This window comes from Leucobacter sp. PH1c (assembly GCF_000633415.1).
In the GTDB taxonomy this organism is placed as follows: Bacteria; Actinomycetota; Actinomycetes; order Actinomycetales; family Microbacteriaceae; genus Leucobacter.
Genome location: NZ_AYMV01000010.1, coordinates 32,190 through 47,600, shown reverse-complemented (window position 1 = coordinate 47,600; position 15,411 = coordinate 32,190). Strand labels below are relative to the sequence as shown.

Here is a 15,411-nt window from a genome sequence, read left to right as displayed (position 1 = left end):
GCTCAGGCCGTGACGAGCTGCGGCGCGGGCTCCTGGTGGCGGATGAAGCGGAGGTGCCAGGCCCGGAGCAGCTCGATGATCACGATGCCCGTCGCCACGATCCCGATCACGAGCAGGCCGAGATCGTTCGGCAGCCACGTGACCTGGAAGAAGTCGCGCGCGATCGGGATCAGCCAGATGAGCCCCAGCCCCGCGTACATCGCGAGCACGATGAGCACGCGGAACGGGTGCACGGGCCGCGCGAGCACTGCGAGCACCCAGAGCGCGATGCCCGCGAGCGTGAGCGTGGCCGCCGACTGCTGCTCGATCAAGCTGAAGCCGCCGAGCCGCTCCGCGCCGAGGTGCAGGGCGACGAGGCCGAGGGTCACGACGAGACCGGCCGGGATCGCGAAGGCAAGCGAGCGTTTCAGGAAGCCCGAGCGGTAGCGCGCCGCGTTCGGCATGAGCGCGAGGAAGAACGCGGGGATGCCGATGGTGAGCCCGTCGGTGATCGAGAGCTGGCGCGGCAGGAACGGGAAGCTCCAGGCCAGGAGGCCGAACACGACGGCGATCGCGAAGGCGTAACTCGTCTTCGTGAGGAAGAGCATCGAGACCCGCTCGATGTTCGCGATCACGCGGCGCCCCTCGGCGACCACGCCGGGCATGCGATCGAATCGGCCGTCGAGGAGCACGAGACGGGCGACGGCCTTCGTGGCCTGCGCGGCGGTGTCCATCGCGATCCCGAGGTCGGCCTCCTTGATCGCGAGCGCGTCGTTCACCCCGTCGCCGGTCATCGCGACGACGTGGCCGCGGCGCTGCAGCGCGTGCACCATCTGCAGCTTCTGGTGCGGCGTGACGCGGCCGAACACCCGCTCGCGGTCGAGGATCTCGCCGAGCTCGTCGAGGTCATCGGGGAGCGTTCGCGCATCGCGGCCCTCCGGGCAGTCGAGGCCGACGGTGCGGGCCACGGCGGCGACGGTGCGCGGGTCGTCACCGGAGATGACGCGCACGTCGACGCCCTGCTCGGCGAAGTAGCTGAGGGTCTGCGCCGCGTCGTCGCGCACCTGCTCGCGGAACGTGAGGAGCGCGACGGGGCGGAGGCCGCCGGGCAGCTCCGGGTGCTCGGCGGGCGGGGCGATCTCGGCGCTGTGCGCGAGCAGCAGCGTGCGGGCCCCGGCCTCGGCGAGCGCGCCGGCCTGGGCGATCGCGTCGGCCGCCTCGGCCCCACTGGCCGCGGGCAGCACGAACTCGGGTGCGCCGAGCACCCACGTGCCCGGGGCGGGACGGTCCGCTGCGTCGTCGCCGACGATGAGGGCGCTCCACTTCCGCGCGGAGTTGAAGGGGATCGATTCGGGATCGAGTGGGCCGGGGGCCTCGCCGAACGGGGCCGCGAGGCAGCGGGCCGTGCCGTTCGCGTCGTCCGCGCTGCCGAGGTGGCCGAGCACGCCGCGCCAGCCGGGAACCTCGGCGAGCGGGATGGCGCGGTCGAAGAGCATCTCCCCCGTGGTGAGCGTGCCGGTCTTGTCGAGGCACAGCGCGTCGACGCGGGCGAGCCCCTCGACGGCGGGGAGCTCCTGGATGAGCACCTGCCGCTGCGCGAGCGTGACCCCGCTCACCGCGAAGGCGATGCTCGTCACGAGCACGAGGCCGAGCGGCACCATGGCGATCACGGCGGCGACGGCCCCGACGACCGCTTCGCGCCAGGCGCCACTCGCGAGCGCGGCCTCCCAGCCGCCCTGCGCCTGCATCTGCCCGTTCGCGACGATGAGGATCATGGGTGCGAGCGCCCAAGTAATCCACTTCAGGAGGCGGTCGATGCTGCCGCGCAGCTCGGAGCGGACGAGCGAGAACTTCCGCGCCTCGGCGGTGAGCTTCGCGGCGTACGAGTCGCCGCCGACACGCACCACCTCGGCGAGCCCCGTACCGCCCACGACGCTGGAGCCGGAGAGCACCTCGTCGCCCGTGCGCTTCCGGATCGGGTCCGACTCGCCCGTGAGGAGGGATTCGTCCACTTCGAGCCCGGCGGGGCCGCTGTGGTCCGTGTCGACCACGCGGGCGTCCGCGGTGATCTGGTCGCCCATGCGGAGCACGAGCACGTCGCCGAGCACCACCCGGTCGAGCGGGATCTCGACGGCGCTCCCGTCGCGCAGCACGCGCGCGGTGGGCGCGTTGAGCACGGCGAGCCGGTCGAGGGTGCGCTTCGCGTTGAACTCCTGCACGACACCGATCACGGTGTTGAAGAGCGCGGGCAGGCCGAACAGGGCGTCCTGCCACCGGCCGAGGGCGAGCAGGATCCCGAAGCCCGCGAACACGATCCCGTTGAAGAGCGTGAACACGTTCGCCGCGAGGATCTCCCACAGCGAGCGGCTCGATCCGTCGGGGGCGGCGTTGCCCTGCCCCGCGTCGAACCTGCGCTCCGCTTCGGCGGCGGTGAGCCCCCGGATCCCGGTGATTTCCATGCGGAACAGCCTAGAAGACCCCGGCGAGGTCTCCCTGGCATTCCTGGGAGAATCGTGGGGATCCCGCCGAAGTTTTCCGGGTTTCCCGAATCGGCGGCCCCGAAACGCGCAGCCGCCCCGCGCGCGCCGTTCGGCGTGCGCGGGGCGGCTGCTCGCTCAGCTCGCGGTTCAGGCTGCGGGCTCGGCCGCCGCCTTCAGCATGTAGCCGGCGCCGCGCACGGTGTGCAGCATGGGCGCGCGGCCCGCGTCGACCTTCTTGCGGAGGTAGGAGATGTACAGCTCGACGACGGTCGACTTCCCGGAAAAGTCGTAGGCCCAGACCCGGTCGAGGATCTGCGCCTTCGAGAGCACGCGGTTCGGGTTGCGCATGAGGTAGCGCAGCAGCTCGAACTCCGTGTTGGTGACCATGATCGGCTCGCCGCCGCGCTCCACCTCGTAGCTGTCCTCGTTGAGCGTGAGGTCGCCGACGCGCAGCACGGGGTCAGGCTGCTGCGAGAGCGTGATCTGCGAGCGGCGCACGAGGCCGCGCAGGCGGGCGATGAGCTCCTCGAGGCTGAACGGCTTGACGACGTAGTCGTCGCCTCCCGCGGTCAGCCCGTTGACGCGGTCCTCGACCGAGTCGAGCGCGGTCAGGAAGAGCACGGGGAACATGTCTCCCTCCCCGCGCACCCGGGACAGCAGCTGCATCCCGTCGAAATCGGGCAGCATGATGTCGAACACGGCGACGTCGGGTCGGAAGCTGCGGATCTTGTCGCTGGCCTCCTGGCCGGTGGCGGCCGTCTCCACTTCCCATCCCTCGTACCGGAGCGCCATGGCGATCAGCTGCGTGATCGATGCTTCGTCGTCGACGACCAGCGCCCGGATCTTGCCCCCGTCGGCGCGCGTCAGATTCTGTGAATCCATTGCTCTTGTCTCTTCCTCTCGGCTCTGCGCGGGTTGGGGTCGCGAGCGCTCTGCGCTCGGGCTTCGTCCATACCCCGATGAAATCGGTTGTCGTGACCGCTCGACGGAACCTCGGCGACAGCTCGCTGTGAGCCTACTGTTGCTGCCTGATTCCCGTCATAGAGGTCACTGAGTGCATCCTGTGTGAATGCAAGCGTGCAGTCGGTCTCGGGGCCGGGTCACGGATGACGTCATCCCCCTATGGCGACGTCCGCACCACGACGAAGTCCGTGGGAGACTGGACGAGTGACCGATTCTACACCGCATTATCTGTCCCGCATGGTCACGGATGGCACCGACCGAGTAGCGTGGCTCCGCGCCCGCGCCCGCGGCATCACCGCGACAGACGTCGCGAAGCTCTCCACCCCGCGCTCGATCGAGAACGCGGCGCACGAGAAGCTCCACGGCAGCCGCTTCAGCGGCAACGTCTACACCGACCACGGCAAGGCCCGCGAGCCCGAGATCGCCAGCTGGGTGCTCCGCGAGCACGGCATCGCGCCGAGCCAGGCGCTCTTCCACGCCGCGGCGGATCTGCGCCACCTCGCCACGCCCGACGGGCTCGTGCTCCGCGACGGCGGCTCCATCGAGCTCGCGGAGATCAAGACCACGAACAAGGAGTGGCGCACGATCCCCCGCCACTACCTCCGGCAGGTGTGGTGGCAGCAGTACGTGCTCGGCGCCGACCGCACGCTCATGGTGTGGGAGCGGCACGAGAACTTCGTCCCCGTGGGGGATCCGGAGTGCCGCTGGATCGACCGCGACGAGAACGAGATCGCGCGGCTCGTCTCCCTCGCGAGCGAGCTCATCAACACGCTCATCGCCCGCACGAGCTGAGCGGTCGCGGCTCGGCGCGTCCTGCGCGCGGAACCGCGGGCCCGAATCGCGGGGTCAGCGTCTCGGGGCTCAACCCGCGGGGTGAGATTCGCGGGGTCAGAACTGCGGGGGCGCGGCGCCCGGGCCGAGCCCGCCCGCGCCGAACGGCAGCTGCGCGGCCCCGAGCGTCTGCTGCACCCGGCTCTCCTGCGCGTAGCTGCGCTCCATGAGCTCCTGGAGGGCCTCGGCGGTGAGCGCAAAGCCCGGCACATCCTCGAGCACCAGCTTCTCCGCGCCGTACAGCAGCTCGATGCTGCCGCAACCCCAGAGCCGCTGCCCGAGGCTGCGGCGCTGCCGCACCTCGCGCACCCGGCCGAGCGCCAGCTCGGCGCGCTGGCGCACGAAGAGCCCGCGGCGCACGATCACCCGGCGCGTCGTCACCGTCGTGCGGCCCGCGAGCCACGCGAGCATCGGCAGCACTCCGAGCACGAAGCCGAGCACCCCGGCGACGAGCGCCGCGGCGAGATTCGCCCAGCCCGCGGGGAGCCGCCCCACCCAGAACCCGGCGACCGCCGCGATCGCGATGAGCGCGAGCGCGGGGAGCAGGAGCCGGCGTCCGTGTCTGCGGAAGCGCAGCACGATCACCTCGGGCTGCGCGTGACTCGCGGGGGCCGGCCCCATCAAGGAGTCGACCTCCGCGGTCATCGAGCGCGCGGAACGGGAAGCCATGCTCCCTATTCTGCCCGCTCCACCTGGACCTCGTCCGCCGCGGCCTGGCCGGGCTCCGCAGCGGGCTCGGGCGCGTCGGCCGCGGCGTGCGCGGGAACGACCTCGTCGGCCGCAGGCGTCTCGACAGCGCTCGGGCGCGACGCGAGCAGCGCGTCGCCCTGCCCGTCGCGGGCGGACGCGGTCGCCGCGCGCCCGGCTGCCGCGCCTGCGGCACCGCCGCTCACGGCGCCATTCAGCATGCCGACGAGGTCGATGCCGACCGTGTCCTTCGCCATCTCGAGCAGGCCCTTGATGTTGCCCATAGCTTCGCCGGCCACCTTCGAGGTGCCGTCGGCCGAGACGACCGTCATGCTGTCGATCGCGCCAATCGCCTGCGCGTACTCGTTCGCGATCTGCGGCAGCAGGTGGATGAGCTCCTGCGCGAGCACCGCCTGCGACTGCGTCTCGAGCGCGCGGGCGCGGGCGTCGATGGCCGCGGCCTCTGCCGTACCCTTCGCCTGGATCGCCTCGGCCTCGGCGCGGCCCTCGGCGGCGAGTGCCTCGGACGCGGCGATACGGGCGGCGCGGCTCGCGACGCCCTCGCGCTCGACGGCCTGCGCGCGGCCCTCGGCCGCGGACACGGAGGCGGCGGCCTCGGCCTTGGCGAGCGCCTCGACCCGGTAGGCCTCGGCCTCGGCCACGGCGCGCACGTCGGCGTTCAGCTTCTCGGTGCGGAGCGCGACCTCCTTCTGCGCGGTGATCTGCTGCTGCTCGACGATGGCCTGCTGCTGGATCGCCTGCTCGAGCGGGTCGGCGGCCTGGGCCTGCGCGTTCGCCTTGTCCGTCTCGGCCTGGATCTCCGCCTGGCGCAGCTTCAGCTCGCGGTTGCGGTCGAGCAGCACCTTCTCCGCGGAGATCTTCGCCTCCTCGGAGGCCTGGTAGGCGTTCGTCTCGGCGATGTCGGCGGCCTGGCGCACCTTCGCGGCCTCGGGGCGCCCGATGTTCGTGATGTAGTCGGCGCCGTCGCGGATCTCCTGGATCTGCAGGGTGTCGACCACGAGGCCCTGCTTCGTGAGCGCCTCCTCGGCGGCCTCGAGCACGCTCTGGGCCACGACGGCGCGGTCACGGATGATCTGGAGCACCGTGAGGCCGCCGATGATCGAGCGCAGCGAGCCCGAGAGCACCTCCTGCGTCGACTCGTCGATCTCGTCCGAGTTCGAGAGGAAGCGCTGGGCGGCGGCGCGGATCATCTCCTGCGAGCCGCCCACCTTCACGACGGCCACGGCCTGGGCCTGCATCGTGATGCCGTCGGTGGTCTGCGCCTCGGTGGTGATCGAGAGGCGGCGCGAGCGCAGCGAGATGGTGAAGGACTTCTGCACGAACGGCAGGACGAACACGCCGCCGCCCGTGACGACCTTCTGGCCCGACATGTCACGGACGGTGCCGCCGTCGGCCGTCTTCACTTCCTTGCCCTTGCCACCGGTCACGATGATCGCCTCATCGGGCTTCGCAATGCGGTAGCGCTTGATGATGACGAGGGCGATGAGCACGAGCGCGACGACTGCGCCGAACACTCCGACAATTGCGGGGGTCATAAAGAACATGTCCTCTCCCGTTTCGGGTTACTGGGTGGGCGGGGCGGCGGCGGGCGCGGGCTCGACCCGCACCGACGTCGCCGTGATGGTCTGTGCGATGCGCACCTGGGCGCCGCGCGGGATCGCGGTGTCGGCGGTCGCCGCGAGCGAGACGCGCTCGCCGTGGCGCACGAGCGCGACCTCGCCGAGGCCGCCGGCCGGGATCGCGAGCACGACGCTCGCTGCGCTGCCGACGAGTTCCTCGCCGGAGACGGCAGTGGAGGATTCCGCGCTGCGGATGAGCCGGCTGAGCCACCAGGCAGCGGCCCCGCCGATCACGCCGGCCACGGCGCCGAGCGTTCCCGCGAGCGGCGTCGGCAGCCCCGCGCCGACGAGGGCGAAGGCGGTGAAGCCGAAGATCGCGGTGAAGGCGGCGATCGTCGTGAGGCTGAGCGGCCCGTCGCCGAAGTCGAAGGCATCGAAGATCCCGTCGAGCACGAGCGAGATGAGCAGCAGCACGCCGCCCACGATGCCGATGATGAGGAAGACGCCCCCCGCGATGAGGGAGCCGTCCACGAGTCGATCCAGCCAGCTCATGATGCCGTCCATTCGGCACCTCCTCTCAACGCCTGTACTGGGAGCGTAGCAAGCCGGGCCGCCGCGGCCGAGCGAAATCGCGTCAGGGGAGGCGCGGCACGGCCGCGAGGAGCTCGCGCCCGTACGCGGAGGCGGGCGCCGTGAAGAAGCCGGGCCCCGCCGTCTCGACGAGCGTTCCCGCGCGCATCACGAGCACCCGCTCGCAGAACTCGTGCACGACGCCGAGGTCGTGCGAGACGAGCAGCACCGTGAGGCCGAGCTCCGCGCGGAGCTCGGCGAGGAGCTCGAGCACCTGCGCCTGCACCGCGACGTCGAGGGCGCTCGTGGGCTCGTCGGCGACGAGCAGGCTCGGGCCGAGCGCCAGGGCGCGGGCGAGCGCCACGCGCTGGCGCTGCCCGCCCGAGAGCGCGTGCGGGTGGGATGCGGCGAGCGCGGGATCGAGCCGCACGCTCATGAGGAGCTCCGCGACGCGATCCGCGACGGCGCGACGCGGCACGATCCGGTGCACGCGCAACAGCTCGCCGAGCGTCTGACCGACGGTCATCCGCGGGTTGAGCGAGGACGCGGGATCCTGCGGCATGAGCTGGATCGCGCGGAGCTGCTCGGGTGAGCGCCGCGCACCGAGCCGCTCGCCGCCCCAGCGGAGCTCCCCGCCCGCGAGCGGGAGCTGGCCCGCGATGGCGCGCGCGAGGCTCGTCTTCCCCGAGCCGGACTCGCCCACGAGACCGACCGCCTGGCCCCGGGGAACCGCGAAGCTCGCGCCGGGGACCACGACCGTGCGCCCGTATCGCAGGCGCACATCGCGCAGCACGAGCCCGGAGGCCTCCGCGCCCGGTGCGTCGCCCGGTGCGTCGCTCGGTGCGTCGCTCGGTGGGGCGGCGCGGTCTTCCGCCGGGTCTGCGGACGGCTGCGCCCCCGTGAGCGGGGCGAGCGCGGGCAGCCGCGGCACGGCGGCGAGCAGCGCGCGGGCCTCCCCGCTGCGCGGGGCCGCGAGCACCTCCGTGGTCGCCCCCGCCTCGACAATGCGCCCGTCGCTCATCACGATGAGCTCGTCGCAGAGCTCGCTGACGACGGCGACGTCGTGGCTCACGAACACGAGCGTCATGCCCCGCTCGCGCCGAAGCTCCGCGAGGAGCTCGAGCACGCCCCGTTGCACGGTCACGTCGAGCGCGGTCGTGGGCTCGTCGCAGAGCAGCACGGCGGGATCCCCCGCGAGGGCGAGGGCGATCACCGCGCGCTGACGCTGGCCGCCGGAGAGCTCGTGCGGGTAGGACCGGGCGATCCGCGCGGGATCAGGCAGCCGGACGTCGGCGAGCAGCTCCCGCACGCGGGCGTCGGCGGCGGCGCGGCCGCGCTCGGGCGCGCCGGACGCCGCCGCGGCCTGCACCGCGGCTCGGAGCTGGCTCCCCACCCGGGTGAGCGGGTCGAGCGCCGTGAGCGGATCCTGGAACACCATGCCGACGGGCCCGCCGACGGAGAGCTCCCGTGCCGAGGCGTCGACCCCCGCGGGGAGGAGGCCGAGGAGGGCGCGCAGCGTGAGGCTCTTCCCCGAGCCCGATGCACCGACGATGCCGAGCGCGCCGCCCGGTGCGACGTCGAGCTCGACGCCCGAGACGAGTTCGCGCCCCGCCTCTCCGGCCGCCCGGGCGCCGTGCACGCGCAGCCCGCGCACGCGCACGGCGCCGGGCGGCACGGCCCCGGACGGCACGGCGCCGGGCGGCACGGCGCCGGGCGGCATGGCCCCGGACGGCACGGCGCCGGACGGCACGACACCAGGAAGCACGGTGCCCCGGCGCGCGTTGCGCGGGCGACCGCCTCGCGCGCGGCCGCGGCGCCGTCCGCCGACTCGGAGCGCGTCGCCCACCCCGTCGCCGAGGAGCGAGAACGCGACGCCCGTGAGCACCACGGCGAGGCCCGGGAACGCGGGCAGCCACCAGTGCGTGGTGATGAACTGCTGCGAGTCGGCGATCATCGTGCCCCAGTCGGGCGTGGGCGGCTGGATCCCGAGCCCGAGGTAGCCGAGCGTGACGATCGCGACCATGATGAGCACGATCTCGGAGGCGAGGAGCACGATCGCCTGCGGCAGCACGTTCGGCAGCACGTGGCGCACCAGGATCCGCGCGTGCGATAGCCCGCCGCCGCGCGCGGCCTGCACCCAGCCCGTCTCCCGAAGAGCCGCCGTCATGGCGCGCAGCACCCGCGCGTACCCCACCCAGCCGACGAGCGCGAAGGCGAGCACGATCCCTCGCTCCCCGGCTCCCACGGCGAAGACGATCGCGATGACGATGACGTAGAAGGGGAATGCGATCACGGTGTCGGTCGCGCGCGAGGCGACCCAGTCGACCGCGCCCCCGAAGTAGCCCGAGATCAGGCCGACGGCGACGCCGATCACGAACGGGGCGAGGGCGGCGAGCACCGCGAGCCGGAGGTCGGTCTGCGCGGCGAAGAGGATCCGCGAGAGCACGTCGCGGCCGAGCTGGTCGGTGCCGAGCCAGTGCTCGGGAGAGGGCGGCTGGAGCCCGCCCGTGAGATCCTGCGCCGCGGGATCGGCCGGGGCGAGGAGCGGGGCGGCCCAGGCGACCGCGACGAGCGCGAGCGTGAGCAGGGCGCCGGCCACGAACGCGGGCGAGGTGAGGGCCCGCCGCGCGGCGCTCATCGGGGGTCTCCCTGCGCGGCGCCCACGGGGCCGCCTGCGGCCTCGCTCCCGCGCCCGGCGGCCGGGCCCGCGGCGGGCTCGGCAACCGGGTCGCCGGCGCGGAGCCGGGGGTCGAGCGCCGCGGCAAGCACGCCTGCGACGGTCGTGACGAGCACCACGAGCAGCGCGCAGTACAGCGCGATCCCCTGCACCACCGGGAAGTCCCGGCTGCCGATCGACTGGAAGAGCAGGGCGCCGAGCCCGTTGATCCCGAACACCTTCTCGACGACGAGCGTGCCCCCGATGAGGGTCGCGGTGTTGACGCTCAGGAGCGTGAGCGTCGGCAGCGCCGCGTTGCGGAGCACGTGCCGGGCGAGGATGCGCCGCTCGGGGATCCGCGCGGCGCGGAGCGTCGTCACGAAGTCGGCCGCGAGCACGTCGATGAGCTGCGCGCGCAGCGAGCGGATGAGCGGCGGAGCCATGCCGAGCGCCACCGCGAGCGCGGGGAGGAAGAGGCTCCTGAGCGGTTCTCCCGGCCCCGTGCCGACACCGCCCACCGGGAACCAGCGCAGCTGCACGCCGAAGACGATGATGAGGAGCAGGCCGATCCAGAAGAGCGGCATTCCCATGCCCACGGCCGGGATGATCCGCACGACGTGATCGATCCAGCCGTCCTGGCGGCGCGCTGCGGCGAGCGCCAGCGGCACCGTGATGAGCACGGCCAGCACGACCGCGAGGCCGACGATGCCCAGACTGATCGGGGCTTTCGCGAGGATCAGCTCGCGGGTGGACACCCCGGTCACGAGCGAGTCCCCCGTGTCGAAGCGGGTGATCAGCCCGACCGCGAAGTGGGTGAACTGCTGCCAGAGCGGGAGATCGAGGCCGAGCTCGGCGCGGAGGGCCGCAATCGACTCGGGGGTGGCCCGCTCGCCGAGGATCATCGCGGCGGGATCCCCCGGCACCATCCGGAGCAGGAAGAAGACGGCGACGACGACGCCGATCATGACGGGAACGACGCGGCCGAGCACCCGGCCGAGTTCGCGCGCGATCCGCCGCGCGAGGCCGGGGGCCGTCGCCGCCCGGGCGCCCGCGGCATCGCGCACTGCGCTGCCCGGCTCCTGCGCTCGCCCGTTCCTCGTCACCACGTCATCACTGTAGTGCGCGCGGGGCCCGTGGGCCCCGCGCGCACGCGTCCCGCTCGGGGCCGCTACTTCCCGACGCTCGCGAGCCAGGCGTCCTCGAAGCGGACGCTGCCGTTCGGCAGCACCGTGAAGCCCTGCACATCGCTCGTCGTCGCCTTGAGGTTCGCGGGGAAGAACAGCGGGATGTAGGGCACATCGTCCGCGAGGATCTGCTGGATCTCGCCGTAGATCTTCGTGCGCTCGGGGCCCTCGGCGGTCGTGCGCCCCTCGTGCATGAGCTCGGTCACGCGATCGTTCGTGTAGTGCGTCCAGTAGGACTTGCTGAAGCCCTCCGGATCCGCCTGGAACGTGATGAAGCCGTTCGGATCCGGCGCGTCCGACTGCCCGCTGTTCAGCATGATGTCGAAGTCGTAGGCGAAGAAGCGCTCGCGGAACACCGCGATGTCGAGCTGCTCGATCGAGACCGTGATCCCGATCTTCGCGAGCGACTCCTGCACGATCTGGGCGATCTGGGCGCGCTGGGCGTTGCCGCTCGCGATGAGCAGCGTGGTGGAGAAGCCGTCGGGGAACGCCGACTTCGCGAGCTCGGCCTTCGCCGCGTCGACGTCGAAGTCGAGCGGGGTGACCGTGTCGTTCGCGGAGTCGGTGATGGTCGGCGGCAGGAGTGCATTCGCCACCTCGGCCGTGCCGAACGTCGTCGCCGAGGTGATGCCCTCGCGGTCGAGGGCGTGCGCGATTGCCCGGCGCACGTGCGGATCCGCGAGCTCGGGCCGCTGGGTATTGAAGAAGACCTGCTCGGTCGACCAGCCGGGGGTCTGCGAGAGCACGGTGTCGGCGGCAGAGTCGACCTCGGCCGCGTTCGCCGCGGGGACGATATCGATCGCGTCGAGCTGGCCCGCGGCGAGCTGCTGGCGCAGCTGCGCGTCGTCGGCGACCACGCGGTACTCGAGCCCGTCGAGGGAGGGTTTCCCCTCCTGCCAGTAGTGCTCGTTCTTCACGAAGACGAGGTCGCCGTTGGGGTCGAAGCTCTGCACGGCGAAGGGGCCGGTGCCGATCGGCTGCCGGAAGAAGTCGTCCTCGCTCGCGCCGCCGAAGTCAGCGGGGAAGATGCCGTTCGAGAAGCTCGCGAGCTCCGAGAGGAACGGGGTGTAGGGGGCGCTCAGCGTGATCGTCACCTCGCGTGCCCCCGTCTCCTCGATCGCGGAGATGGGGGCCGTGAGCGGCAGCGGGCCGCCGACGTCGATGTGGCGGTTCAGCGAGAACACGACGTCGGCCGGTTCGACCGGGCTGCCGTCGGAGAACTGCAGGCCCTCGCGCAGGGTGAACACGTACTCCGTGCCCGCGTCGTTGGCGGTGTACTCGGCGAGCCACGGCACGAGGGCGCCCGACTCGTCGAAGCTGACGAGCGGCTCGAAGATCTTGTCGATCGCGAACGCGTTGTTCGCGGTGATCTGCTGGTTCAGGTCGAGGTTGTCGGCGGAGGCGGCGCGGCCGAAGATCAGCGTGCCGCCGGAAACCGGGTCCCCGCTCGCGGCGCCGTCGCCGGGAGCCGCGCCACCGGCGCAGGCGGAGAGGAGGAGCGCGGCGGCGAGCGCCGTTGCCGCGGTCGCGAGGCGGCGCCTCGCGCGGGATGGGGTGTGCACGGGATGGGTCCTTTCAGGGGGTGGAAGCAGTCGGGGATCCTGGCGGCCGGGGAGCCGGCGGCCAGCGAGGTCAGCGCGGCGGGGGTGCCGGAGGAGGCGCCGCAGAGGGCGGGGACGCCGGAAGCGGGCCTGCGGGCCGGTACACGCCGCCGCGCAGCACGCCGACGACGGCCCCGGGCGCGGACAGGGCGCCGGGTTCGCGGGGATCGCGGGCGAGGAGCAGGGCATCGGCGCGCGCTCCGGGGGCGAGCGTGCCTCCGGTGCGCGGCTCGGGATCCGGATCGGCTTCGGCGCGCGCGAGGAGCGCCGCCCCCGAGCGGGTGGCCGCGAGGAGCGCCTCCTCCGCGCTCAGGCCGGCAGCGCGGAGCGCGTCGACTTCGAGCCGCGCCGAGCCGTGCTGCTCGGGGGTGCCCGAGTCGGTGCCGACCGCGATCGGCAGGCCGGCGTCCCGCGCGCGGCGGACGGCCTCGGGGTGCGCGCCGACCGCCTCGGACACGCGTGCGCGGAACGCCGCGGGGAGCGCGCCCGCATCGATCATGTCCGCGACAAGCCGGTAGATCCGCAGGGTGGGCACGAGCGTGAGCCCCGCCGCGGCGGCCGCACGGGCCTGCGCGTCGGTGAGGAAGATCCCGTGCTCGATGCTCGCGGCGCCCGCCGCGATCGCATCGTCGATCGCGGCGCCGCCCCAGGCGTGCACCATGACGGCGGCGCCCGCACGCTCGGCACGCGAGACCGCGTCGCGCACCTCGGCAGCCGAGAACACGGGGTCGAGGCCGGTCCCGGCGGGGCTCGCGACGCCCGCGGTGCCCACGAGCTTCACCCAGCGCGCGCCCTCGGCGAGCACCCCCTCGACGGCGCGGTCGAGGCCGCCCGCGGCGTCGGCCGCCGCGCGATCGAGCAGGCGCACCGAGAGCTGCACGGCCGGGCGCTCGGCGGCCGGGATCGCGGCGAGCTCGGCGGCGCTCAGGCCGCCCGCGTCGCGCACGCTCGTGATGCCCGCCGCGAGCGTGCGCGCCAGCCCGTCGGCCGTCGCTGCGCGGCGCTCGTCGGCGCTCGCGCGCTCCCGGTCTGCCGCGTCGAAGGCGTGCCAGGCGGCGTGCACGTGCGCGTCGACCAGGCCTGGGATCGCCCAGAGCTCGGTGCCGGCCATCGCCGGAGCGACCGGAACGGCCGGATCAACCGGAGCGACCGGATCCGAAGCGGCGACGAAGCGGCCCTGCGCCCAGCGCAGCGTGCCGGGGGCGCCGAAGCCCCCGCGCTCGTCGAGCGCGCGCACGCCGACGACCGCGCCCGCGCCGGGGGCTCCCGGAATCACGGGCCCGGCAGCGTGCCGCGCCTGGTCCATGTCATTACGGTAGCCAGGATCGATTCAATGGACCACTTGCCGCACGCTCCGCTGAACCACCCGCACAGCGCAGCGGGTAGACTGGGCGGGTGACCAGCACCACCTCCCCCCAGTCCGCGCGCACGGCCGCCCGGTTCCAGCTCGCCCGCGGCCTGTTCCACCTCGTCGCCATCATCGTGATCACGGTGTGGGGCTTCCTGTCGTGGCCGCTGCCGTTCCCCGGCATCTTCACCGGCCTCGGGCTGCTCGTGCTGTCCGTGCTCCTGTGGGCGCTCTTCCTCTCCCCGCGCCCGGTGCTGCGCGTGGACTACTTCGCGGCTGCGCTCTTCGAGCTCATGCTCCTCGCGGCCGCCGTTGCCGCGCTCCTCTCGCTCGGCGTCTTCTGGCTCTGGCCGGCGCTCTTCGGCGTCGCGGGCGCCGTGGTGGGCTACCTCACCTCGCGCCGCACCCGCTAGCGCGGGCCCGCGCGGAATAGCCCGGCCCGCGCCGCTGTTGCACCGGGCATGACACATCCGCGCACGGTCGCCGGCGCCTCCGCCGACCAGCTCATCCTCGGCCTCGACACCTTCGGCGACGTCACCCTCGCCGCCGACGGCACCCGCTCCTCGCACGCGCAGGTGCTCCGCGACGTGGTCGCACAGGCCGCACTCGCCGACCGCCTCGGCGTCGACGCGATCACGCTCGGCGAGCACCACCGCGACGATTTCGCGCTGAGCTCCCCCGAGATCGCGCTCGCGGCGATCGCCGGGCAGACCGAGCGGATCCTGCTCGGCACGGGCGTGACCGTGCTCTCGAGCGACGACCCCGTCCGCGTCTACGAGCGCTTCGCCACGCTCGACGCGGTCAGCTCGGGGCGCGCCGAGGTGATCCTCGGCCGCGGCTCCTTCACCGAGTCGTTCCCGCTCTTCGGCTACCGGCTCGAGGACTACGACCAGCTGTTCTCCGAGAAGCTCGAGCTCTTCGCCCGCCTGCGCTCCGAGGGCCCCGTGACCTGGTCCGGGCGTCACCGCACCGCGCTCGTCGAGCAGGAGGTGTACCCGAAGACCGAGCAGCCTCACGGCGTGAATGCGTGGATCGGCGTGGGCGGGAGCCCGCACTCCGTGCTCCGCACCGTCGAGGTCGGCATCCCCATGATGCTCGCGATCATCGGCGGCGATCCCGCCCGCTTCCTCCCCTTCGCGAAGCTGTACCGCGAGACGCAGGAGGAGCTCGGCCGCGAGCAGATGCCGCTCGGCGTGCACTCCCCCGGGCACGTCGCCGAGACGGACGCCGAGGCGCGCGATCAGCTCTGGCCGCACTTCGAGCGCAACCGGAACCGGATCGGCGCGGAGCGCGGGTGGCCCGCGACCACGCGGGCGGAGTTCGAGCGCGAGGCCGACACGGGCTCGCTCTACGTGGGCTCCCCCGAGACGGTCGCGCAGCGCATCGCGCAGACCGTGCGCACGCTCGGCGCCGACCGCTTCGACCTCAAGTACGCGAACGGCACCATGCCGCACGCGCAGCTCATGCAGAGCATCGAGCTCTACGGCACGACCGTGATCCCGCGCGTCCGCGAGCTGCTGCGCTAGCTCGCA

At 73.1% G+C, this 15,411-nt stretch carries 12 protein-coding genes; 3 read left to right on the top strand and 9 right to left on the bottom strand.

Going from position 1 to position 15,411, the window contains the following annotated elements; genetic code table 11:
* Positions 1–2: 2 nt before the first annotated feature.
* Entirely contained in the window at positions 3–2,438 is a 2,436-nt protein-coding gene (locus tag U874_RS0103445; RefSeq protein WP_025133152.1) for an HAD-IC family P-type ATPase, read from the bottom strand.
* 168 nt (positions 2,439–2,606) lie between these two features.
* A complete protein-coding gene (locus U874_RS0103440; RefSeq protein WP_025133151.1) occupies positions 2,607–3,341 on the bottom strand; it encodes a response regulator transcription factor in 735 nt (244 codons plus the stop codon).
* 318 nt (positions 3,342–3,659) lie between these two features.
* Between U874_RS0103440 and U874_RS0103435 the strand changes: the two genes are divergently transcribed.
* Positions 3,660–4,214 carry a YqaJ viral recombinase family protein gene (locus U874_RS0103435; RefSeq protein ID WP_036057734.1) on the top strand — a complete coding sequence of 185 codons (555 nt, stop codon included), beginning with the start codon at positions 3,660–3,662 and terminating at the stop codon, positions 4,212–4,214.
* A 96-nt stretch (positions 4,215–4,310) separates the two neighbouring features.
* Here U874_RS0103435 and U874_RS0103430 read toward each other — a convergent pair whose 3' ends face one another.
* The 7 genes from U874_RS0103430 to U874_RS0103400 all read right to left on the bottom strand — a co-directional run bounded on the left by U874_RS0103430 (position 4,311) and on the right by U874_RS0103400 (position 13,837).
* Positions 4,311–4,922: a PH domain-containing protein gene (locus U874_RS0103430; RefSeq protein ID WP_232755860.1), complete on the bottom strand. Its 612-nt coding sequence runs from the start codon at positions 4,920–4,922 to the stop codon at positions 4,311–4,313.
* A 5-nt stretch (positions 4,923–4,927) separates the two neighbouring features.
* Positions 4,928–6,496, bottom strand: coding sequence for a flotillin family protein (locus tag U874_RS0103425; protein WP_232755859.1), 1,569 nt, complete (start codon positions 6,494–6,496; stop codon positions 4,928–4,930).
* Between the two features lie 27 nt (positions 6,497–6,523).
* Positions 6,524–7,084, bottom strand: a complete 561-nt coding sequence (locus U874_RS0103420) for a hypothetical protein (RefSeq protein ID WP_025133147.1) — start codon at positions 7,082–7,084, stop codon at positions 6,524–6,526.
* Between the two features lie 70 nt (positions 7,085–7,154).
* Positions 7,155–9,728: an ATP-binding cassette domain-containing protein gene (locus tag U874_RS0103415; protein ID WP_051582783.1), complete on the bottom strand. Its 2,574-nt coding sequence runs from the start codon at positions 9,726–9,728 to the stop codon at positions 7,155–7,157.
* Positions 9,725–10,852 carry an ABC transporter permease gene (locus U874_RS0103410; RefSeq protein ID WP_232755858.1) on the bottom strand — a complete coding sequence of 376 codons (1,128 nt, stop codon included), beginning with the start codon at positions 10,850–10,852 and terminating at the stop codon, positions 9,725–9,727. Before U874_RS0103410 ends, U874_RS0103415 begins: the two co-directional genes overlap by 4 nt.
* A 62-nt stretch (positions 10,853–10,914) precedes the next feature.
* Positions 10,915–12,492, bottom strand: a complete 1,578-nt coding sequence (locus U874_RS0103405; RefSeq protein WP_025133145.1) for an ABC transporter substrate-binding protein — start codon at positions 12,490–12,492, stop codon at positions 10,915–10,917.
* 70 nt (positions 12,493–12,562) lie between these two features.
* Complete coding sequence (locus tag U874_RS0103400; RefSeq protein WP_025133144.1) at positions 12,563–13,837, bottom strand: amidohydrolase family protein; 1,275 nt, start codon at positions 13,835–13,837, stop codon at positions 12,563–12,565.
* A gap of 89 nt (positions 13,838–13,926) precedes the next feature.
* On the opposite strand from U874_RS0103400, the gene U874_RS0103395 reads away from it, so the two are divergent.
* A complete protein-coding gene (locus tag U874_RS0103395; protein ID WP_025133143.1) occupies positions 13,927–14,292 on the top strand; it encodes a DUF2568 domain-containing protein in 366 nt (121 codons plus the stop codon).
* A gap of 48 nt (positions 14,293–14,340) precedes the next feature.
* The gene (locus U874_RS0103390; RefSeq protein ID WP_025133142.1) at positions 14,341–15,405 is read left to right on the top strand and encodes an LLM class flavin-dependent oxidoreductase; all 1,065 of its coding nucleotides are present in this window, start codon (positions 14,341–14,343) and stop codon (positions 15,403–15,405) included.
* Positions 15,406–15,411 lie beyond the last annotated feature (6 nt).